This window comes from Streptomyces atroolivaceus (genome assembly GCF_000717025.1).
GTDB lineage: Bacteria > Actinomycetota > Actinomycetes > Streptomycetales > Streptomycetaceae > Streptomyces > Streptomyces atroolivaceus.
The window spans coordinates 280,785-301,681 of the sequence record NZ_JNXG01000009.1 but is presented as its reverse complement, the minus strand read 5'-3'; the positions used below and the strand labels follow the sequence as shown (position 1 = coordinate 301,681).

Annotated in this window: 14 protein-coding genes; 7 read left to right on the top strand and 7 right to left on the bottom strand. The window is 69.5% G+C overall.

The window, feature by feature from the left end; translation table 11 throughout:
- Window positions 1-12: 12 nt before the first annotated feature.
- Both OO67_RS19800 and OO67_RS19795 read left to right on the top strand, forming a co-directional pair.
- Complete coding sequence (locus OO67_RS19800) at window positions 13-546, top strand: hypothetical protein (RefSeq protein ID WP_033302149.1); 534 nt, start codon at window positions 13-15, stop codon at window positions 544-546.
- A 52-nt stretch (window positions 547-598) separates the two neighbouring features.
- On the top strand, window positions 599-2,251 hold the full coding sequence (locus OO67_RS19795; protein ID WP_244300267.1) for a hypothetical protein: 1,653 nt from the start codon (window positions 599-601) through the stop codon (window positions 2,249-2,251).
- Between the two features lie 57 nt (window positions 2,252-2,308).
- Here the strand turns inward: OO67_RS19795 and OO67_RS19790 are convergent, their stop codons facing one another.
- Both OO67_RS19790 and OO67_RS19785 read right to left on the bottom strand, forming a co-directional pair.
- Window positions 2,309-2,500, bottom strand: a complete 192-nt coding sequence (locus OO67_RS19790) for a DUF397 domain-containing protein (protein WP_033302145.1) — start codon at window positions 2,498-2,500, stop codon at window positions 2,309-2,311.
- Window positions 2,497-3,384, bottom strand: coding sequence for a helix-turn-helix domain-containing protein (locus OO67_RS19785; protein WP_033302142.1), 888 nt, complete (start codon window positions 3,382-3,384; stop codon window positions 2,497-2,499). The genes OO67_RS19790 and OO67_RS19785 overlap by 4 nt, the downstream gene beginning before the upstream one ends.
- 168 nt (window positions 3,385-3,552) lie before the next feature.
- Between OO67_RS19785 and OO67_RS19780 the strand changes: the two genes are divergently transcribed.
- Both OO67_RS19780 and OO67_RS19775 read left to right on the top strand, forming a co-directional pair.
- Entirely contained in the window at window positions 3,553-3,999 is a 447-nt protein-coding gene (locus OO67_RS19780; protein ID WP_033302140.1) for an ATP-binding protein, read from the top strand.
- 295 nt (window positions 4,000-4,294) lie between these two features.
- Entirely contained in the window at window positions 4,295-6,412 is a 2,118-nt protein-coding gene (locus tag OO67_RS19775; RefSeq protein ID WP_033302137.1) for a reverse transcriptase family protein, read from the top strand.
- A 120-nt stretch (window positions 6,413-6,532) separates the two neighbouring features.
- Here the strand turns inward: OO67_RS19775 and OO67_RS19770 are convergent, their stop codons facing one another.
- The 5 genes from OO67_RS19770 to OO67_RS19750 all read right to left on the bottom strand — a co-directional run bounded on the left by OO67_RS19770 (window position 6,533) and on the right by OO67_RS19750 (window position 15,036).
- Window positions 6,533-7,849, bottom strand: a complete 1,317-nt coding sequence (locus OO67_RS19770) for a hypothetical protein (protein WP_033302135.1) — start codon at window positions 7,847-7,849, stop codon at window positions 6,533-6,535.
- 55 nt (window positions 7,850-7,904) lie between these two features.
- Entirely contained in the window at window positions 7,905-9,020 is a 1,116-nt protein-coding gene (locus OO67_RS19765) for an AAA family ATPase (RefSeq protein ID WP_033302133.1), read from the bottom strand.
- Between the two features lie 5 nt (window positions 9,021-9,025).
- Entirely contained in the window at window positions 9,026-10,909 is a 1,884-nt protein-coding gene (gene drmB, locus OO67_RS19760) for a DUF1998 domain-containing protein (RefSeq protein WP_033302131.1), read from the bottom strand.
- Window positions 10,906-14,064, bottom strand: coding sequence for a helicase-related protein (locus OO67_RS19755; protein ID WP_033302129.1), 3,159 nt, complete (start codon window positions 14,062-14,064; stop codon window positions 10,906-10,908). Before OO67_RS19755 ends, drmB begins: the two co-directional genes overlap by 4 nt.
- 78 nt (window positions 14,065-14,142) lie before the next feature.
- Window positions 14,143-15,036: a sigma-70 family RNA polymerase sigma factor gene (locus OO67_RS19750; RefSeq protein WP_051709578.1), complete on the bottom strand. Its 894-nt coding sequence runs from the start codon at window positions 15,034-15,036 to the stop codon at window positions 14,143-14,145.
- Between the two features lie 572 nt (window positions 15,037-15,608).
- Here OO67_RS19750 and OO67_RS19745 point away from each other — a divergent pair.
- The 3 genes from OO67_RS19745 to OO67_RS19735 are packed head-to-tail and all read left to right on the top strand — an operon-like array spanning window position 15,609 to window position 20,887.
- Window positions 15,609-17,435 carry a DUF4357 domain-containing protein gene (locus OO67_RS19745; RefSeq protein ID WP_033302128.1) on the top strand — a complete coding sequence of 609 codons (1,827 nt, stop codon included), beginning with the start codon at window positions 15,609-15,611 and terminating at the stop codon, window positions 17,433-17,435.
- Between the two features lie 41 nt (window positions 17,436-17,476).
- Window positions 17,477-18,718 carry an McrC family protein gene (locus OO67_RS19740; RefSeq protein WP_033302127.1) on the top strand — a complete coding sequence of 414 codons (1,242 nt, stop codon included), beginning with the start codon at window positions 17,477-17,479 and terminating at the stop codon, window positions 18,716-18,718.
- 33 nt (window positions 18,719-18,751) lie between these two features.
- Complete coding sequence (locus OO67_RS19735) at window positions 18,752-20,887, top strand: UvrD-helicase domain-containing protein (RefSeq protein WP_033302126.1); 2,136 nt, start codon at window positions 18,752-18,754, stop codon at window positions 20,885-20,887.
- Window positions 20,888-20,897 lie beyond the last annotated feature (10 nt).

The window sequence follows — 20,897 nt, the reverse complement described above, 5'->3', positions numbered from 1 at the left end:
GGCGAACACGCCGTGGTGCGCCGCAGCCAGAGCAGCAATCCCCGCTCGACCGTCGTCCTGACGTCAGGGAGCGACTGGGGCACCCGCGCGGCGGGACAGTCCCGGTCGAGCGGGGCCGATCTGCCGTTGCCCCGGAAGCAGCCGGCGAAGCTCAAAGCGCTGCGGCAGACCATCGGGGTGATCCGCACGGCGCTCAACGCCAAGCGCTGGCACCAGGCCCGCTTCGGGCTCAGCCGCGCCCAGGCCCTGGTGAACGCGCTACCGGCCGACCTCACAACAGACGAGCGCGCGCAGCTCACCGCCCTGCGGAAGAAGTTCGCGGCGCGCAACACCCGGGCCGCCGCCGATGCCCGGAAAGCCAAGGCAGCAGCCCTCTCCAAGCGCTCAGGCGGCAAGAGGTCCGCACCCAAGCCCTCGGCCAAGAAGTCCGCCACGCGAAAGTCCCCAGAGAAGGTGTCGCCCGCGCCCGTGCGCGAACTCGGCGACCGCCTCGTCAACCGTGCCGCCCTCGGTTACGGCCCGGAGGCACAATCCCGCAACCAGTAGGACTGACCCGCCGCACGGCAGCGCACGACGGGCCGGATGAAAGGAACAGCCGATGGAACCTCGCGGATATCGCATGGTCGTCTCGACCGATCTGGACTATGTGCAAGCCTGTGCCGTCGCCGAACGGGAACTCATAGCCTGGCTCCGCGACAAGGGCTACGATCCATCCGGCCTGGACGAGGGCAGGACGGAGGTCGCTCCGCACGCCGTCCTCGACCGGGACTCCGAATCCGGCAGGAACGGCGCGTACAGCCGGTGGCGCATGCGTGAAACGCCCACCGAAGCCTCAGGGACCTGGCAGTCCACCCTCGTCGTGCGCGCCGGGCTTCCGGAGGACGAGGGACGCGCCTGGCTGCAGGTCGACATCGAGCACCAGCCCGCCGACGAGAAGCAGTTCCCGACCAAGGCCAACACCCCGAAGCTCGTCCGGCTGCTGCTCGACTCCCTCGAAGCGCGCGACGGACAGGCCGACGTGACCACCGAGCCGGCGTTCATCGAGCCGGAAGACGTCGGTGACCTGATCGAGGAACTCTGCGACACCGAGCGCCGGTTACCCGTCGTCATCGCCACCGTGCCGTTCGGAAGGAACCCGGACGACTGGTCCCGCGATGTCGTTGAGCCTCTCTTCCGCAACCTGCACGGCCTGGCGGTGCTCTACGTGCTCGCACCCGAGGCCATGAACCGGTTCAACAAGGCGCTGGAATACCACCCCGTGTTCGGCGGCGGCGTACGCACCTACGTCCCCGGGCTCGACCCGGCCTGGAAGCCCGACGCCCAGCGGCACCCGGTGATGTCGCGCAGGACGATCGAGAGCAATCCCCGCCGCGCCTCGTCCATCCTCGCCGTCCTGCCTCAACGTCTCTCCGCCCGAAGCGCCCTGCCCGCCGCCCTGCTCAGCGTGCCGCGTCACCGCACCCGCACCCGGCCCCGTCCCAAGCCGGACGCCACGGACCTCGCCCAGCTCCGTGCCGATAACGCCACGCTCACCACCATGCTCGACGAGGCGGAGCGCGCGGAGGGCCTGCGTGTCGACGAGATCAACGACCTGTACGCGGAGGCCGCCAAGTCGGAACGGACCAGCGACGAACTCCGAGGCGAGAACGAGGAGCTGTACGACAAGCTCCAGGAGTCCCAGCGGCTGATCTCCTACCTGCGAGAACAGCTGCAATCACTCGGCGAGTTCACCGCCGCCTACGCCCCTGCGGACAGCCCGCCCATCGACTACCCCACGTCCTTCGCCGAACTACTGGACCGCCTCACCGAGCTGCCGTACCTGTCGTTCACCGGCAACCGCAAGATCACACAGGGGCTCGACAGCCAGTCCGTGGACAACTGGCTCAACGTCGCCTGGGACGGTCTGCTCGCGTTGAACCACTTCGCCGAGGCCTCGGCCGACGGGGGTGCAAGCGGCGACTTCCTGAGCTGGTGCAAGTCCGACGAGTCCGGCGCCTTCCCGTTCCCCGCGGCCAAGGTCGCCATGCGGGAGTCGGACGCCGTCGCCAAGAACGGAAAGCTCCGCAACGAGCGGATGCTGCCGGTCCCAGTAGCGGTGGAGCCGGGCGGCAAGGCGTTCATGCAGGCGCACCTGAAGATCGGCCGGGGCAACACCGTCGCGCCGCGCCTGCACTTCTACGAGGACGGCCCCCGCTCGGGCAAGGTCTACATCGGCTACCTCGGCCCGCACCTGCGCAACACCCTGACCTGACCGCTCGCCATCGCGCGTGTGCTGCCCGCCCGTGGCCGGGCAGCACACGCTGGTCGCTCAGCGCTCCGAGGCGAACCGCACGAACGGCTCCCAGGACTCCCGTCCCACGGCGAACGCCGGGCGGCTCACGTCCTTGGAGTCCCGCACGTGCACGGCCTGTTCGGCGGCCGCGATCTCCACACAGCTGTCGCCTTCACTGCCGCTGTAGCTGGACTTGAACCAGGCGAGTTCCGTCGTTCCGCTGTTCATAGCTCTCCTCGCAGTCGCTCCAGCAGGCCCCGGGAGTCCGACGGACTCAGGGCCTGCGAGCGCAGTGTTTCATAGCGTCGGCAGAGCACACTCACCTCTTTGGGATCCGAGATCAGCCGCCCGTTCTTCTGCCCCTCGGAGTATCCGAGCCGCCGCCCCTCCGGTGTCTCCAGCACCTGCACCGGCCCGTCCAGGCAAGCATGCAGACCCGCGCTCAAGGGCACCAGCTGCAAGGTCACGTTCCTCGGAGCACTGCGATCCAGGACGTGGTCCAGCGACTCGCGCATCTGCTCCGCGCTTCCGAAGCCCCTCCGGAACACGTGCTCCTCGACGATGAAGCTGAACGGTACCCTCGGCCGCTCCCGCATCATCGCCTGACGCTCCATCCGCGCCGCGAGCTGCGCCTCCAGCTCCTCGTCCGTCCGCAGCGGGATCGTGCCCTCGAACACCGCCCGCGCGTACCCCTCCGACTGCAACAGCCCCGGCACCAGTCGGCACTCGTAGGTGCACAGGCTCACCGCCTCCCGCTCCAGCCGGGCCCACCGCCGGAACCAGGCCGCGAGTCCTGCCTCGCCCCTGCTCAGGTGGCGCGATGCCTTCCGCAGCGCGCCAGTGTTACCCAGGGCCTCCTCGGCTCGCTCGACGAATGCCTCGTCCGGCATACGGCGGCCCAGCTCCACGGACTCGACGGTGTGCCGGGAGTACTGGACGCGGGCGCTCAAGTCACCCCGGCTGAGTCCTGCGTGCTCGCGCAGGGCCTGGACGACCGCGCCGAAGGTGCGCAGACTGTCCGACGGTGAGGGTTCGCGCTCGCACTCCCCCGCCTCGGCCGACCGCACGCGAGTGTTCCCGACCACGTCTGCGTCCACGCCGACACCGCCCATCCGCCGCCCCTCTCCGTACGCACCACGGCCGCGTTCCGCGCCGCGCGTGCAGGGCACTCAGCGTGACGGATAAGGGGCCGTACCGTCCACTCCCCGTGCCCGTACGCTGACTCCGCGTACGGGGCCGGGCTGTCGCTCTTGCCGCTTCCCCGCGGCCAAGATGCCCCCATGGACCACCTCGCCGCGCCCATCAACACCCCTGCCCACGCACACACGTTCACCCAGCTGTTGTCCCCCACCCGCCGGGGAGCCCGGCTCGCGCGCCTCCTCGCCGTCATGCAACTGCACGCCTGGGACGCCCCGCAGGACCTCACGGAGCGTGCCGAACTCGTCGTCGGGGAGCTGGCCGCCAACGCCGTCCTCCATGGCCTCGTGCCGGGACGTTGCTTCCGGATCACCCTCGCCTTCGAGCCTTCAGCGAGGCGTCTCCACGTCGAAGTCACCGACGCGCGCGGCGAGTCGCCCCCTCACTTCCCCGCAGCGGACGCCGAACCGGAGGCGCTGCTCACCGGCGGACGTGGCCTGCTGCTCGTCGCTGCCCTCTCCGATCGGTGGGAATGCGTCCCCTACCCGCCAGGCGGCAAGACCGTCCGGGCGGAGTTGTCAGCGCCGTGAACAGAGGGAGCGCGCAGGTCCGGTGTGCCCCCGGGGTGTCTTGAACCGGTGGGTTCGACATCCGGGACGGCTACGATCTTGCTCAACGCAGTCGACGGGTCTCAGGAACCCATCCCTTGCGATGGGCCTTCCGGTCCTGACGTCCGGGTGCTGATCACACCGGATCCAGGGGTCGAACCCTGTGCTTGTCACAGGGTGGTGGAGGGGACACAGCAGCCGCCCGTTCAGGGGCGGTGGAACAGCTCAAGGTGAGGCCCGTCGGCTGCGTCTCACCAGGGGGGGACGGGGCGGTTCGATGACGGCGGCAGACGACTTCTGGGATCTCAGACCCGAGGCGTTCATCCACGCGGTGGTCAGCGGCTCGATCTACCCGTACACCGAGCACCGGATCCCCAAGCCCCGCGGAGGACTGCGGACCCTGCACGCCCCCATCCGGCGCCTGTCGTGGATACAGCAGGAGATCCTGGCCCGCCTGGGGACTCTTCCAGCCAGGTTCCAGCCGCACCCGGCGGCGTTCGCCTACCGCAAGGGCCGCTCGGTCGTGGACTGCGCGGCCGTCCATCTGCGGGCCCACACAGTGATCCGCCTGGATGTCGCCGACTTCTTCGGGAGCATCAGGGAGCGGCATGTGCACGCGGCTCTGAAGGGCGCGTGGCCCCGCACGGCAGGTCCTGAGTACAGGATCGAACTCGTGGAGGGCGACGACGGCTCTCCGGAGATCGGCCTGCGCCGTGTCGGCCGTACCCTGGGTGCCTACACCACGGCCCGGCTGGTCACCGTCTCGCCACCCGAGTCGAACCACACCTGGCCGAACCGTGGCACCGGGCGCCGCGATGTGCGTCTGGAGGCCACCGGGCAGCGCTTCTCCGTCCGCCGGCCCACCCTCGTCCACCAGCACACCCACGAGGGCTTCCTGCCGCAGGGCGCACCCACCAGCGGGTACCTGTCGAACATGGTCATGCGCGACGTCGACGCGGTTCTCGCCCACAAGGCCGAGTCCTGGGGTCTGCGCTACACCCGCTACAGCGACGACCTGTACTTCTCCAGCCGTGGGCCCGTGCGCCCGGAGCGTGTGGACCGTCTCGTCACCGAGGTGAAGAGGGCCCTGGAGCCTCTGGGTATGAGGCTCAACGCGAAGAAGACTTACGTGGCTCGTCCCGGTGCCCGCAGGAGCGTTCTGGGCATCCTCGTCGACGGCTCCACGCCTCGCCTGACGCGCGCGTACAAGCGGCGCATCACCCTGCATGTGCGAGGAGCGGCGTCGTTCGGTGTCATGCAGCACTGCTATCACCAGAAGTTCGAAGATCTGGCGGAGCTGGACGCACATGTCACCGGGCTGCTGTCGTTCGCGCACATGGTCGAACCCCGGTGGGCCGGAGAGCAACTCGCGGCATGGAAGAGGCTGCGCGAGATTCCGCTGGAACACGAAGAACCGGTGATGACGCAGCACGGGCTGGACCTCTTGTTCGACGAGGAGGTCGACGTCTCGCAGGCGGACCTGGCCAAGGCCTCGATCGACGATCTCGTCCGTGGTGCCCAGCGCTACCGTTCGTCCGCCGATTACGTGCAGCTGCTCGACTTCGTGGGCCGCTTCAAGCGGTATGCCCCGTTCAATGCGATGGTGGTCCACATCCAGAGGCCGGGCGCTCGCTATGTCCTGTCCTCCGCGGAGTGGAAGTCGAAGTTCCTGCGGGTGCTCAGGCCCGGCGCCCAACCGCTGTTGATCTTCCAGCCCCGGGGGCCGTACATGCTCGTGTACGACGTCGGGGACACCGAAGCCCTTCCGGGAGCCCGGCCCCTGCCCAGGGAGGTGACCTCCCCGGTGGCGGTGACCTCCCGGGCCGGTGCGAAGAAGGTCGCCGAGGTCTGGCACCACACGGAGGCGAACCTGGCGCCCCTGGGAGTCAGGCTGACCCTCGTCGACCACGCGGCCTCCTCCTACGGGCGCACGTACCCGAGCAGGTCAGACGGTTTCGTCAGCCGTCCTGGCGGCAGGCCCGGGGACCGGCCGGAGAAGTACCCGATCCTCTTCGAGATCGAGGTCAACCGGAATCTGTCCCTGCTGGACCGGTACACCACGCTCGCCCACGAACTCGGCCACCTGTTCTGCGGACACCTCGGTGCAGGTCCTGGGGATGCCTGGCCCGACCGTCGGTGGCGGCCCCGCTCGGACGAGGAACGCATCGCGGCCCATGCCCGCGACGAGGTCGAAGCGGAGTCCATCGCCTACATGGTCCTCAAGCGGCTGGACCCGGATGTCCAGATGGGCGACTACATCACCGGACACCTCGGCCCCGACCAGCAGGTCCCCGACAGCGTCGCCCTCAACCTCACGTTCAGGGCCGCCGGCCTGATCATCGAGATGGGTCAGAAGCGCGTCCCGGCCGCCAAGCTCCAGAAGACGAAGAAGTGATCTCCAGGACAGCTCTGCGTGCCTTCTCGTCGGCTGCGGCGACGAGTCTCGTCCCACCACCATGGGTCCGGAAGTCCGCCGGAGACGTGCCCAGGAGGACTTCCGCCCTGCTCCACAGGTCTACGCCGGCACCGCGGGAAGCACGAACACCGAGCCGTCCCTGCCGCGGGCGATCTCGATCGCCACGTCTGTCGTACGGCTGTTGACGGTGACGCCACGTCCCAGCTGGTGGATCCGGTGTGCCGCGCCCATGAGGCGATCCACTTCACCGGTCGTGAAGACGGGCGCCCGCAAACCGCTCGGGCGTGCCAGCTCCAGTGCCGACAGGCGTACCAGGACACCAGCGATGCCCGACTCCATGTCGTCGAGGCTCTGCTGATCGCGCTTGAGTTCGCGGGTGAAGTTCTGGAACGGATTACCTTCGTCGCTCTGCGCGTGCTCGACGGCTTGGAGGATGATCACCCGCCGCTTCAGCGCGATGGCCAAGGACGCGAGTTCGATGTGGGTGCGGAACGTACCGCCATGGTCGTCGTCCACGCCGGGGAACGCCTTCGTCAGGGTGGCCAGTTCGACCGTCTCGCCGTCGCGGAACGCGTCGAGTGCGCCCTGCCACCGGGAAAGACGCCCGTCGGCCTTGCTCAGCGCCGTGTCGATGGCGTGCACCGCCGAGTCGAGCCCGAGGGAGACACCGAGCTTGCCCTGGTCGAGCAGAATGGCCGTGGCCTTGTCGACTGCGCCGCGGCAGCCGTCGAGTGCGCTGCGCTCGTCGTCGAGCCTGTCCTCCTGAAGGCTCTCAAGCAGCTCAGTGATGTGCTCGATGGCCTGCTGCCGCCTGCGGTCGGCGTGCGCGCTCACCCCAACCGCCACGGCCATGAGTACGAGCGGAGCCGCCACGGTGAGCGCCGTGCCGCCGGCGGCCACCGCACCGGCGGTCGCTCCGGCCCCGCCGGCCGTGCCCGCCGCTGCCGCGCCTCCGACGGGCACGAATTTCGCATGGGCGGCGATCTTTCCGCCGGAGTCGATGAGCGGACCGTAGATGCCTCCGGCCGCGCCCTTCGGCACCATCGAGCGGACGCACCCCTGCCCGAACTGGGCGGCGACCTTCGCCGGGATCACCATGCGGTACAGGTTCTCACCGGAGGCGGTTGCTCTGGCCGCCGTGAGAGAACTTCGCGTCGACTGCGTGATGAACTGCGACAGGTGCTGCGCCAGCGGGCTCGCGGCGTCGAGCGCGATGCCGCGACCCCGGTCGATCTTGTCCGGCAGCGGATGTACCTCAAGCGTAGCGATCGGCTCGTCGGCCAGAGCGGCCAGCACTCCGCGCAGTTCGGCGAGGCGTTCGCCCGTCAACGACTCACCTGCGGTCAGCCCCGGCACTCGGACGTCGGCGGTTGCCAGCGTCCACACCGGGACGGTCGCCCCGCGGTCCTCAGTCATCTTCTTCCCCTTGCGTTCTCGCAGCAGCCTACGTCCGACAGCGCACGGAATGGTCTCAACTCCGCATCTGAGCCCATCCATTCAGCCCTTCCAGATGCCGCGGAAGCCGGTTCCCCTGCCAGCCGACCACCAGCCGCTGCCGGGCGCGGGTGATCATCGCGTAGTACGCCATACGCAGGGTCGCCGACGTGGGATCGATGGCAGAGTCGGACTCCGCGTCGGCGATGACGACGGTGTCGAATTCGAGGCCCTTGACGCTGGCGCGGTGGACGACGACGACCCCGGGGCGGGCCAGGTCGAGGTCGCGGTAGCGGCCTGCGGAGGCTTCCGAGCTGTACAGCTGGGGTTCGTGGGCGAGGCCGGCGCGTTCCAGGCGACGCATCAGGTCGCCGCCTGTCGCCATGGAGTTGACGATGACGCCGAGGCGCTCATCCGGGAGCCTCACCGCCTTGATCACGATGTCGTCAGCGAGGTCCCTGGCGCTGGAGTAGTGCCGGATCAGTGGCAGGGTGCCGCTGCGGACGGGCATCCGGGGGATGGCTCCGCCGGTGCGGAAGTGTTCGGCGAGTGAGGCGATCTCTCGGGTGTTGCGGTGGTTGCCGGAGAGGTCGGCCCGCCCGGTGGATCGGCCGAGGGCGTCGCTGATCTCTGTGAGGGTGGAATTGGTGTCGGTGAGACGCTGGCACTCGTCGGCGAAGACCGACACCGACTCGGCAGCGAGGCGGACGAGCCGGTAGAACTCCGGAGAGACGTCCTGCCCCTCGTCGACGACAAGGTGGGGCGTGGTCGCGTCGTGTGTGCCGCGCATCCCGGCGGCCTGGCCGGTGAGGGCCGTCCAGTCGAACCAGCCGTCCTGGCTTCGCGGTATGCCGTCACCGAAGTGCTTCTGGATCCAGGCGTGAATGGTGGATGCCTCCACTGGGGCTCCAGGGACCGCGAGTCCCTTGAGCATGTCCCGCAAGAGCTGCCGCAGGAGGTTGGAACGCGACAGGAGCACAGTGGGGCGGCCGGTGAGCGCCAGGTGGACGGCACGATGCGCGGCGAGCAGGCTCTTCCCGCTGCCTGGTGGGCCGCTGACAACGTGGTTGCCGGTCAACGGCAGGGCATCCAGACAGTCGCGCTGGACCTGAGTGAGGCCGGGGTGGAGCACCAAGGTGCGGGCAGCGGTCATGGGTGTCATCCCTGGGCGATGGCGGCAGCGGACTCGCGGCTCGCGGTGAGGACTTCGGCGAAATAGCCGGGGACGCGGGCTGAGCCGACGACCAGGGCGCGGTCGAGAAGGGTGTTGCCTGTCTGGCAGCTGGTCTCGGGCAGCAGCGTGCAGGCGTGGCAGGCGGCCCGGTTGAGGTTGCCGAAGCCCTGGCCGGTGTGCTCGGCGCACAGCGGGTCGGCGGAGCACCAGGCGGCCGCCTCCAGCATGCGGATGAGCGTCTCGGCGAAGTGTGGTGCCTCGCCCTGGCGGACGAGGCCCCCGAGGGTCCCCTCCGCGTCACCGGCCGCCGTGTAGATCAGCAGCCCTCGCTGGCCGTGTTCGGGGCGGCCGTACACACGCTCTCGCAGGCTGGCCGTGGTGTAGCCGGAGTCGAAGGACAACTGGCGGATGAGCAGGTGAGCGACGGTGTGGAGGAGCAGGAAGCGGGGCGAGAGGTCGTCCCCGGTCGTCTCGGCGAGCTGCTCCTTGCGGAACGACGCGTCGAGGTCCGTATGGATCCCGCGGACGTGGGCCTGCACGCGCAGGTCGTTCTCCCAGGCGGTGAGACGCTGTTCGTCGAGGGAGAGGACGATGCCCTCGCCGTAGACCTCGGTCGCGGGGAGCCAGCGCAGTCGGCCACTCGTATCGGCGGGAACGAGGGTGCCGGCGGGCGAGCGGCGTCGGAAGCCGGTCAGTGCCCGCACCTCGCGGAGGCGGTCGGCGAGGATCATTCCGCCGATGTGCCCGTCGAGGGTGGCCCAGGGTTCCTCCTTTTCACCGTCGAGGCCGAGTCCGCCCCGCCGGACGGCGAATTCGGCGGTCGGTTCGGGAAGTAGGGAGGCATCGAAGGCGTACCACTCGTCGCGGCTGAGGTCGATGCTCCCGGCACGGGCGGACTCGGGCCGGCCGGGAGGCGTCGTGGCGGGGGCACCGGTGGCCTCCGCGACGAGCCGGTCGATGAGGCTGTCGGAGCAGTCGGTGTCCTCCTTGATCATGTCGCGGAAGACCGTGGCCCTGGGCGTGCCGAGCGCCCCGATCAGGTGCGTCCAGTATCCGTGGTCCAGGACGGCATCCGTCATGCTCCGCTCCGCCCGCGGGGCTTCGGCGGTCCGGGGTATGTCGAGTGCCGAATGGACGACCGGATAGTAGACGTTGCCGGCGGTGCGCTGCACGACGTGCACCTGCTGACCGCAGGGAGTCCGGGCATCCCGGTGCTGCCAGGGGTTGCGGCCCGAGCAGCGTCCGCTCTGGGGACCGAGGATGTCGAGCAGGCCACGTTCGGCACCGCAGGGCTTTCCGCTCCGCCCGGTGGCTCCGCATCGCACCGACAGTGCTTCGAGCCCGGAGGCGCGGTCGGCGACGCGGAAGCTGAGCCGGCCGGCCTTCCAGGCGTGCTTCGACTCGGAGCAGGCGTCCCGCTGTTCGGGCGGGAGCTTGGAGTGGGCCCAGTACCACCAGTCGACGTCGTCGAGGTGCCCGTCGGGGCAGATCCGGATGAACCGCATCGGGGTGAGGCGGGGCCCGGCAGCGCAGGACATGCACGCGGGCGGCTCGCCCGGCTTCTCGTTCTCGCGCAGGAAGCGGACCATGGTCCGGCAGGAGCCGCAGAACAGCCAGCCGGGGAAGCGCACATAGGGGACGCCAGGACGGTCGGCACTGTCGTAGCGATCGTTGAGCGTGTGCGGCGCGGCGAAGAAGCCCGTCACGCCGAGGCGGGCTGCGAGCCGTTCCGACGGGACGGGGGTTTTCAGCCTCGGCCAGTGCTCGATGCCGGCGGCGACGAAGGACTCGCCCTGGACGTCGAGTACCGCGCCCACACCGAACGGCAGCACGGTCTGCGCCTGGCGGACCCGGAGTCTGCGCTTCACTTCCCTGCTCCCGTCACGGTGATCTGGCACTCGCGGTCCACGCTGCGCATGGAGTTGGGGGTCTCCCACAGGCCGTATCGCTGCTCGAAGGCCTTGAGCAGGTTGTGCTGGCCCTTGCCCTGGCTGCGGTAGTAGAGGTCCTTGCCGTCGGCGGCGGCGGTGCCGGCCTGCCGGCACCAGTCGTCCAGCAGGTAGCCGAGTTCTGCTCGTACGTCGGCGCGTACGGCGTCGGCGTCAACCCCCGTGGAACCGGATTCGGCGACCGCGGCCCGCTCTGCGAGGCCATCGGCGATCCGTCCCGCCGCTTCCTTGTGGACGGCGATCCGTCCGGCCTGGTTCTCGGCCCCCAGGCCGAGTCCGTGGCGTACCAGGATGACGAGCGCCGCGTGCAGGGCGCGGCGGCGTGCGGGCGGGGCCCAGGGGGTGACGCTGGCCGGCTCGACATAGCGGTACAGGGCCCGGTGGTAATCCGTGAAGGTCTCGTAGTGGGACCGGTCGCGCGGGCGGCTGGCGTTGAAGTAGGTGACGACGAGTCCGGGCACGTGGTGGCGGCCGACGCGGCTGGTGGCCTGGATGTACTCGGCGGTGGTCTTGGGCTGGCCCTGCATGAGCATGTAGGCGAGCCGCTTCACGTCGATGCCGACGGAGAGCATGTTGGTGCAGGGCAGGAACGACACCGACCGGAGGTCCGTCCAGGGCTTTTCGAGGCGGTCGAGGAGGATGGGCTGATCGGCACGCTTCACGCTGCTGTCGAGTTGCTGCACCTGCTCGCCGACCAGCTCCCGCGTGCCCGAACCCTCGTCGAGGCCGCGGAGCTGGGCGGGGATGTCGTCGCCGGCCGCGGTGACGGTACGGCCGAGTTCACGCAGGCTGTGATGGTAGGCGACGAGGGTCCAGTAGTCGTCACGGTGTTCCTCGGGCAGTTGGTGGACGCCCTGGAGCATGGCCGCCGTGGTGGTCACGGCCCCTCGGCCGGCGGTGTGGCCCTGAGCCATGACGCCGAGGTAGAGGCGGCCGGTGCGGTCGGTGTCGGGGACGGCGAAGAAGCTGTCCCGGGCGTCTGGCCCGGACGGCGGGAACAGCTGGACGTCCCGGTGGTGCAGGGCCCGGACCTGTTCGGCGGAGCGCCGGATGGTGGCCGTGGCAGCGACGATCTTGGGCGGGCGGCGGTCCGGAGCGGTGCACAGCTCCAGGATGGCTGCCTCGTACAGCCCGACGGTGGTGCCGAGCGGCCCGGTGAGCAGGTGCAGCTCGTCCTGGATGATCAGGGACGGTGGCGGGTTGCCGGTGCCCGCGCCGAAGAGGCGTCCGGAGTCGGGCTCCCAGGCGAGCCGGGCGAACTTGTCGACGGTGCCAAGGACGAAGGTGGGCGGATCCTCGTAGAGGTGCTGGTCCACGACGGCGACGGGCAGGACGTCGTGGAATGCGCACTCGTCACGGGTGCAGTGGAAGGCGAACCGGTCCGTCTCGGCGCGGACTCCGTAGTCGGAGCGCACCCCGGACCAGGTCGGCGGCAGAATGCGGGTGCCGCACCACGGGCAGCGGTCGAGGATGAAGACGTCTTCGGGGTGGCTGGCCTCTCGCTGCTCGTCGAAGGCGGTCTTGGCGCTCTCGTACCTGTTCGGAGTGGTGGTGTCTCCGACCCAGAGGCCGATGGTGATGGGCGCCTCGCCGAGGCCGAGTCCGGGTTCGGTGCGGCGGAGGTGCTCCAGGGCGCAGATCGTGGTGGCGGCGCGCTGGAACTGCTGGGTGGTGAGCAGACTGAGGGTGTAGCGGCTGAGCACGGTGGTCCCGTCGCCTTCACCGCGGATCCGGCGCAGGGCGATGGTGAAGGCTGCCAGCAGCAGATACGCCTCGGTCTTGCCACCACCGGTGGGGAACCAGATCAGGTCGGTGGTCTCGCGGTCCCGATGCCCGGGATCGGCGACACCGTCGAGGGCGAGAAGGAAGAAGGCGAGCTGGAAAGGGCGCCAGGCGGCCTCGGGGTCGACGGCCGGGTCCAGGGCCACGACATCGGAGCGGCGCCATCTCTGCCCGGCCTGGTCGGGGGCGGAGTGCCGCATCTGTAACAGCATGGTCCGCTGGGCGATCCGGAAGGCGTCGAGGAGTTCAGGACGGCCGGGGTCGCACAAGGTGCGCACGCCCGCTTCGATGCGGGTGACGGCCCGGCGGACGCGGTCGAGAATCCGGTCGGCCGCCTCCTGACCCCACTCCGGCACCCGCACCGACCGCTGGCCCACGTACCAGGCGTGGTAGCTGGCAGCGAACTCATGCAGTCCTTCGCGGAGTTGGCCTCGGTCGACAGCCGGGTCGGCCAGATGGGCCAACGTGAGAACCGGGGAGTCGAGCGGGCCGCCGGCTCGGATGGCGGGCACCTCGGAGCGCGGCAGGACGTCACAGCTGAGGAGTTCGACGGCGCCGTTCTCATCGTGGTCCTCGCGGACGGCACATCCGTGGCCGACAGCGTGGGTGACGACGTGGCGGTACTGCAGACGCAGTTCTCGCTCCTCGGGATCACGGCTGGCCAGCCGGACACTCGGGTAGGGCAGCACGGCGCCGCCGACGGGGCGGACGCTGAGCCGGCACTGGAAGAGCATGTCGTCCCAGTGAGGCGTCTTGTCGTCGGCGCCGCCGTCGTGGGCGTTGTTGACCAGGGACACCGTGAGAAGGGTGCCCACGCCGTAGGAACGCCGCGTAATTTGGATCGTCGCGCGGGCGCGGTGGTCGCCGAAGACGGGGACCTCCTTGACCTCGGGGCCGACCGTGTGGATCTCGGGCTCCAGAGCGACGCGCTTCCAGCGCCGTCCGCGCCCGGCCCCGCTGCGCTGCGTCTCGTAGTGGGCGGCGGCGCAGGTCACCTCGACGCGTACCGCGTCGGTGTAGAAGCTGACGCCGAGAGACGCGGGGAGCCAACTGTTGGCTTCGGGCAGGAAATCGAGAGCAGGGTCCACGTCGGGGGCGTCGCGCTCGGTGCCAGGTGCCTCCGGATCGTCCGCGGCAGGGTCGAGCCGTCGCCGACGGTCCGCCTCCTGCGGGTAGAGCGTGCCCATCAGGTACTGACGGTCCGGCGGCGCGTCGAGCACCTCGTCGTCGGCGCCGGCGGGGCCTACGAGCTGGCGGGTGAGGTAGTCGACCAGCTCTTGGCGCGGGTCCATGTGCGGGTTCCTTCGGATCGGATCAGGTGCGCCGTCGACTCAAATGTGGGACGGCATTTCTTGGTACGGATCAGCGGGTCACCGAACGCGGATCGGTGGCCGACGAGCCGGGCCGGCTGGTTGTCTGATCCTGCGCGCCTCCTCCACCTCGGCAAAGGTGAGACCGCTGACGTAGGCCACGTTGTCCACCGTCAGGGCACGGCCTTCACCCGAAAGCCTGCGCTCGGCCTTGGCCACCTTGCCGACCCGTTCGCGGACGTCCTTGGGCAGCCGCACCAGAGGGCTTTCGTCAGCGATGGCCTGAACGATGGCCTTCTCTATGCACGCAGTCGCGTAGGTCGCGAACTTGTTGCCTCTGGTGGCGTCGAATCTGCGGACCGCGCCGAGCAGTCCGATGCTTCCGTGCTGGACAAGGTCCTCGATGTCCAGTTTGCGCCCCCGGTGACCCTGCGCGATCCTCCGCACGAGCCGCTGGTTGTGCAGAGCGAGACACTCGTAAGCGCGCCGGCGCTCGCTGTCGTGCGGCAGCGCCGCGATCTCGCCCTCCGGGACATCGCGACTGAGGTCGGTGCCGCCGCGGAGGAGAACGGCGAGGCCGACTTCCTCGTCCGCCTTCAGCACCACCCTGCTCACCTCCCTGCGCCACCGGTCTTCGTCCAGGACGGCTCGGGCGGCCCGGACAGCATCGACGAGTCCGGCGTCCAGGGGAGAGAAAGCAGCGGATCGGGCTTCGCGCCTCCGCCCGGCCGGGGGCGTCGTCGTCGCCCCGCCTGATGACGTCGCACGTGCCGAGCGGGCCGTCACGCCACCGATCGGCACGTGGGCGACCGCGCTGGGCAGACCCGGACGGTTGACCGGAAAGTCCACAGCCAGTTCCCGCGCTTCGCCGGGAGCGAGCCCATGGAGCCGCACGACGCCCTCGTGGGCCAGCTTGCCGACCTTCCCTTCGGCGTCGGCATAGCGGGCCAGCATACGTCGGGCCTGAGCCAGTCGAGCGGCCGCTTCTGTGGGGCCGGGTAAAGGCCCGGGTGTCACGCTCCCATGCCCCCTCGGTCGAGGAGCGGGGGCATCGCTCCGGGCGGTTGACGCGGCGGCAGAATCCGCGACGGCCCCTCCGTACCGCTTCCGGCCCGTACGCTGCAGACGCAGGCCCACGGCGGCAAGCCCGTCGCGCAGCCTTCGCTGCTGCTCAAGGCTCGTGAGCCCGAGCCTGTCCGCCTCCAGGGCGAAGGCCCGGTGACTCACGATCCCCGAGCGGGACGCGGACCGCCTCAGCCTCTCGATCACTGACGGCAGTTGCGCCTCGATCACCCGCCGCCTGACCTCGGTCGTCGGCTTCCCACCCATAGTGCCCCCCACCTGAGCGCTTGAGCACCGACCTTCCGAAATGACTCGGCCGGGCACAAACAGACTCTAGAGCCGACACGTTTACACCGTCAACGCGTTCACCTTGATCATCAGTCGCTTGTTGCGGTCACTTGACGACGTCAACAGGTAGGGTAAGAGGGTCGTTGCAGGCCTCGCGCAGGTTTCGGAAGGTCGCCGTGTCCCAATCTGAACTCCTCTCCGGTGCACCCGAGTTCCGGGTCCAGTTGCCCAAGGACGGCGGTGAGGCGCGAGGGCATCTGCTCGCCGAGTTCGGTGGCAACGGGACGCACAAGTTCCTCCTGCGGGAGGGTTCCCTGGTGGTCGCCGAGGCGTGGCCCGGGCTCGGCGACCACGCTCGTGGTCACCGCGAGGCCCTGAGGGCGAGCGGCACCTTCGTGGACGCACCCCCCGTGGGAGGCGAACCACAGACCGCGCACCGGTGGCTGGTGACACGGGACGTCGAGTGCAACTCGTCGTCCGCCGCCGCCGCGCTCGTCTACGGATACGCCGCGTCCGGCCCCGAATCCTGGCGTACCGCAGAAGGACATCCGCTCGCCGACTACCTGTCAACCGGCTGGCGGGCGCCCCGGAAGGCCTGGCTGGTGCGGGGCTCCAACGTCTCCGGGCGCAACCTGGTACGGCAGTTGTGGCTCGAGGAGGGGATCATCTCGCTCGCCGCCGCGCATCTGCCGCCCCTGGAGGAGACGGATCCGACGAAAAGCACACTGCGTCGATTCGTGGAGGACGGCTACGAGGGCGCGGCCTCCTACAGCCAGAAGCGCGGTCTTGTCGACGAACTGCACGCCTTTCTGACGCAGATGCGCGCCGGGGACACCGTGGCCACCATCGGCGACGGGCGACTCCACATCGGTCGGATCACCGAAAGGGCGGTGCAGACCTCGTCGCCGGGCGGCCTGTCCAATCTGCGCAGGAGCGTCTCCTGGCTGCCAGGGAGCCATGCGTACGAGGAGCTTCCGGAGGAGGTCCAGCAGAAGCTGTCCGTCCAGCACGATGTGGTGGACCTCACCGGCGTGCTGGACGCTCTCGACGTCCTCACCGGGCAGACCGATCCCGGATCTCCCACCGTTTCCGGCGGCAGCGGCGAGGAGTCCGCCATGGAATGGCAGACGCCACGGGAGCTGTGGCTCCCGGAGATCAGCGAGGCACTCGCAACCGAGCTCCTCGTCCATGACCACGCCTGGCTGCAGGAGATGCGTGAACTCCTCGTCGACGAGAAGCAACTGGTCTTCTACGGCCCACCGGGTACCGGCAAAACCTATCTGGCGCTCAAGCTGGCCGAGTACCTCGGTGGCGGTCCGGAACAGGTCAAGATCGTTCAGTTCCATCCCTCGTACGCCTACGAGGACTTCTTCGAGGGGTTCCGTCCAGTGGAGGACCCGGAGACCAGGGAGGTGGCCTTCCGGCTGACGGCAGGCCCCCTCCGCGAGCTCGCCGATCTCGCCTCGCGTGAGGGCAACCGGCACATCCCGCACTTCCTGATCATCGACGAGATCAACCGTGCCAACCTTGCGAAGGTTTTCGGCGAGCTGTACTTCCTCCTGGAATACCGGGACCGGTCCGTCCGCCTCACCTACTCCGGGGACGACTTCCCCCTGCCGCCCAACCTTTTCGTCATCGGCACCATGAACACCGCCGACCGTTCGATCGCCCTCGTGGACGCCGCGATGCGCCGCCGCTTCGCCTTCGTGGAGCTGTCCCCACGCGCCGAGCCGACAGCCGGGCTGCTCGCCCGCTGGCTACGGCGGGAGGGCCGGGACCAGGAGCCTGCACGCCTTCTGGACGCGCTCAACGCGCTGATCCAGGACGCCGACTTCGCCATCGGGCCCTCGTATCTGATGAAGCCGGGCGTGTATCGTGACGGCGGCCTCGCAAGGACCTGGCGTACCAAGATCCTGCCGCTGCTGGAGGAGTACCACTACGGCGAGGGCCTCGACGTCCCCGGCCGCTACGGCCTCGACTCGCTGCGCAAGCGGCTTCCGTGACGACTGTGCCGAGTACCGCCCTGCCAGGGGCACCCGCTCCCGTGGCCGAGGTATCGCTGCGTGAGTACGGGCCGGCCGTCTCCGTGGAGCTGAGTGCGGCGACCGGACGGTCCCTGGCCGCCTCAGGCATCCTCCTGAGCGTGACCCCCGATCCAGGCCGGAGCGGGCACTGGCTGCTGAGGGCCGGTAGTCGGGTCGGAGCTGTGCGTACGCCCGGTGGACCGGTCGTACGCATCATGCCCAAAACTCCTGTGGCCAGGCTGTTCTTCCTTCTCGGGTACAGCCTCGACCCGGGGCGTGCCTGGCGTGAGGGCGGCGAGGGCGCCGTGGACACCGGCGTGTACGACGACGTCGTGCCCGCGCTCGCGCACGCTGTGGAGCGTCAGATCGACCGGGCCTTGAGGCTGGGCGTCCTGCAAGGCTACCGACGGGTGGAGGAGTCCGCACTGGTCGTGCGCGGGCGCCTGCGCGAGGCCGAACAGATCCGGCGTCACTTCGGCCGCACGCCGCCGGTGGAGATCGCCTACGACGCCTACACCGCCGACATCGCCGAGAACCGCATCCTGCGCGCCGCCACCGAGCGGTTGCTGCGACTTCCGGATATACCCGGTGTCGTCCGGCGGCGTCTGGCCCACCAGCGCGTACGGCTGGCCGACGCCCAGGCCCTGACACGTGGGCAGGAGATGCCGAGTTGGCAGCCGTCCCGCCTCAACTTCCGTTACCAGCCGGCGCTGCGGCTCGCCGAGGCCGTGTTGCGCGACATGTCACCGGAGCACCGGGCCCCGGAGGCCGATCCGCTCGCTGTGGACGGATTTCTCCTCGACATGAACAAGCTGTTCGAGGACTTCGTCACCACCGCCCTGCGCGAGGCACTCCGAGGACGCGGCCTGACGGCCCACTTGCAGGACACCCACCACCTGGACCGCGCGGGGCTCGTCCGCGTACGCCCCGACCTCGTCGTCCGCGACGGTGACGGTCGCACTCCGGTCGCGGTCGTCGATGCCAAGTACAAAGTGGCGAAGGCGGACGGGCAACTCAACGCCGACCTCTACCAGGCGCTCACCTATGCCACCGTCCTCGGCCTGCGCGAGGCCCATCTGGTGTACGCGTCCGGGCGGCGGCCTGAGCGCACACACCATGTGCAGGGTACGGCGACCGGGCCGGACGACCTGGGGATCCGGCTCCATCAGCACAGCCTCGATCTCGCCCACGAACCGGGACGGCTTCTCGCATCCGTGGAGCAGATCGCCTCGCGGCTGGGCAGAGACCCCTCCAACCCGTGATCATGAATCCGTGCGGCGGAAAGGAAGAAACCCATGCCCCGGCTCGCCTTCACGCAGAGCTTCTGGGACGGCTACGACACCCTGGAGAAGCCGATCCGAACCGGCGTGCGCAAGGCCATGGCGAAATTCCATGCCCTGAGTGTCGCCGAACTCAACGCGGACAAGGGTCTGCACCTGGAGTCCGTGGAGAACGCCCGGGACCCGAGGATGCGCACCATACGCATCACCGACTTCTGGCGGGGCGTCGTCCTCGCCCCCGATGACGGCAGTGACACGTTCCTGCTGGTCAATGTCCTGCCGCACAACGACGCCTACACCTGGGCGGCCAAGCGTATCTACAGCGCGAACTCCGCCACCCGGGCCCTCGAGGTGCGTGACGCCGTCGCCCTGGACCAGCTGACGCCGCTGTACGAGACAGCGGCACGCACCGCTCCCCAGCTGCTGTTCGCCGATGTCTCCGACGGCACTCTGCGCGAACTCGGCATCGATGACCAGGTCCTGCGCGCCGCACGTTCGCTGGCGGACAAGGCGCAACTGGACGCGTTCGCCACACTCCTGCCGGAGGACCAGCTGGAGGTGCTCCAGTACCTGGCCGAGGGGTTCAGCCCGGAAGAGGTCTACCGGGACGTCGTGGTCGTCCGCCGGCCGGCCGACGCACCGGCCGAGCCCGTCGAGGACCTCGCCACGGTGATCGCCAACACCTCCGCACGCATCCGGCTTGTCACCGGTGCGCAGGAGCTGGAGGAAATGCTGGAGAAGCCGTTCGCGGCATGGCGGGTCTTCCTGCACCCCTCCCAGCGCCGTGTCGCCTACCGTGCCTCGCACAGCGGTCCCGTCCAGGTCACCGGCGGCCCCGGCACCGGCAAGACCGTGGCCGCCCTGCACCGGGTCAAGCACCTGCTCGGCCGCTCCGACGACGGCCGAATCCTGCTCACCACGTACACGAACGCACTCGCCGCGGGCCTGCGGGACGTGCTCGGCCTGCTCCTCGACGAGGACGAGGCGCTGCTGCGGCGCGTGGATGTGACCACCGTCGACGCGTTCGCCAACGGCGTGGTCCGCACCGAATCCGCCACCGCCCCCAAACCGATCGGGGACCGGGACCAGCGCCAGTTGTGGGAGAAGGCGGTCAAACAGCTCGGCCTGACCTGCACCGCTCGCTTCCTGGCCCAGGAGTACCGCCACGTCGTCCTCGGCCAGGACCTCCGCGACATGGACGCCTACCTCGCCGCGAGCCGCCGGGGCCGGGGCACCGGCCTCGGCCCCGCGCGCCGGCGCGAGGTGTGGAGCGGCGTGCAGCGCTTCGAACAGTTCCTGCGGGATCGCGGTGCGACCACACACCTGCGGGTCTGCGCGCGTGCGGCCGATCTCCTCGGCGGCCGGCAGGCCCCGTACGCCCATGTCGTGGTCGACGAGGCGCAGGACCTCCATCCAGCGCAGTGGCGTGTGCTGCGCGCTGCGGTCTCCCCCGGTCCGGACGACATGTTCGTCACCGGAGATCCGCATCAGCGGATCTACGACTCCCGGGTGTCCCTCGGTTCCCTGGGAGTCACCACGACCGGCCGGAGCTTCCGACTGCGCGTCAACTACCGTTCCACGGAAGAGATCCTCGCCTGGTCCGCCCGGCTGCTCACTCCTGTTTCCGTCGACACACTGGAGGGTGAGGGAACGGACTCGCTGGCCGGGTACCGCTCGCTGCTCCACGGGCGCAGCCCTCAGGTCCAGGGGCACGCCACCCGGCAGGAAGAGGCCGAGAGCCTCGTGGATCGGGTCCGAGCACTGCTCGACGCGGGACTGGCACCACACGAGATCGGCGTGTGTGCCCGCTTCAACCTCTTCCTGGATGCCGCCGAGGACAAGCTTAAGGCCGCCGGCATCCCGGTACTTCGGATCAGAGGTCAGGCCGCACGGCAGGCCGAGGGTGTACGGCTGGCGACGATGCACGCGATGAAGGGGCTGGAATTCCGGGCCGTGGCCGTGCTCGGAGCTGCCGAGGGCAGCGTGCCCTTCGCCCGTGAGATCACCCCACGTGAGGCTGATCCGCTCCAGCACGAAGCCGACCTGCTCCGGGAGCGGTGCCTGCTCTTCGTCGCGTGCACACGAGCCCGTGAAATCCTGAGCGTGACATGGAGCGGGGCCGCGAGCCCGTTCCTTCCGAACACCACCTGAGCGATTCCGC

Coding starts and splice junctions, on each gene's coding strand:
- OO67_RS19795 (WP_244300267.1), top strand. CDS start 599: ATGGAACCTCGCGGATATCGCATGGTCGTCTCGACCGATCTGGACTAT.
- OO67_RS19790 (WP_033302145.1), bottom strand. CDS start 2,500: ATGAACAGCGGAACGACGGAACTCGCCTGGTTCAAGTCCAGCTACAGC.
- OO67_RS19785 (WP_033302142.1), bottom strand. CDS start 3,384: ATGGGCGGTGTCGGCGTGGACGCAGACGTGGTCGGGAACACTCGCGTG.
- OO67_RS19780 (WP_033302140.1), top strand. CDS start 3,553: ATGGACCACCTCGCCGCGCCCATCAACACCCCTGCCCACGCACACACG.
- OO67_RS19775 (WP_033302137.1), top strand. CDS start 4,295: ATGACGGCGGCAGACGACTTCTGGGATCTCAGACCCGAGGCGTTCATC.
- OO67_RS19770 (WP_033302135.1), bottom strand. CDS start 7,849: ATGACTGAGGACCGCGGGGCGACCGTCCCGGTGTGGACGCTGGCAACC.
- OO67_RS19765 (WP_033302133.1), bottom strand. CDS start 9,020: ATGACCGCTGCCCGCACCTTGGTGCTCCACCCCGGCCTCACTCAGGTC.
- OO67_RS19755 (WP_033302129.1), bottom strand. CDS start 14,064: ATGGACCCGCGCCAAGAGCTGGTCGACTACCTCACCCGCCAGCTCGTA.
- OO67_RS19750 (WP_051709578.1), bottom strand. CDS start 15,036: ATGCTGGCCCGCTATGCCGACGCCGAAGGGAAGGTCGGCAAGCTGGCC.
- OO67_RS19735 (WP_033302126.1), top strand. CDS start 18,752: ATGCCCCGGCTCGCCTTCACGCAGAGCTTCTGGGACGGCTACGACACC.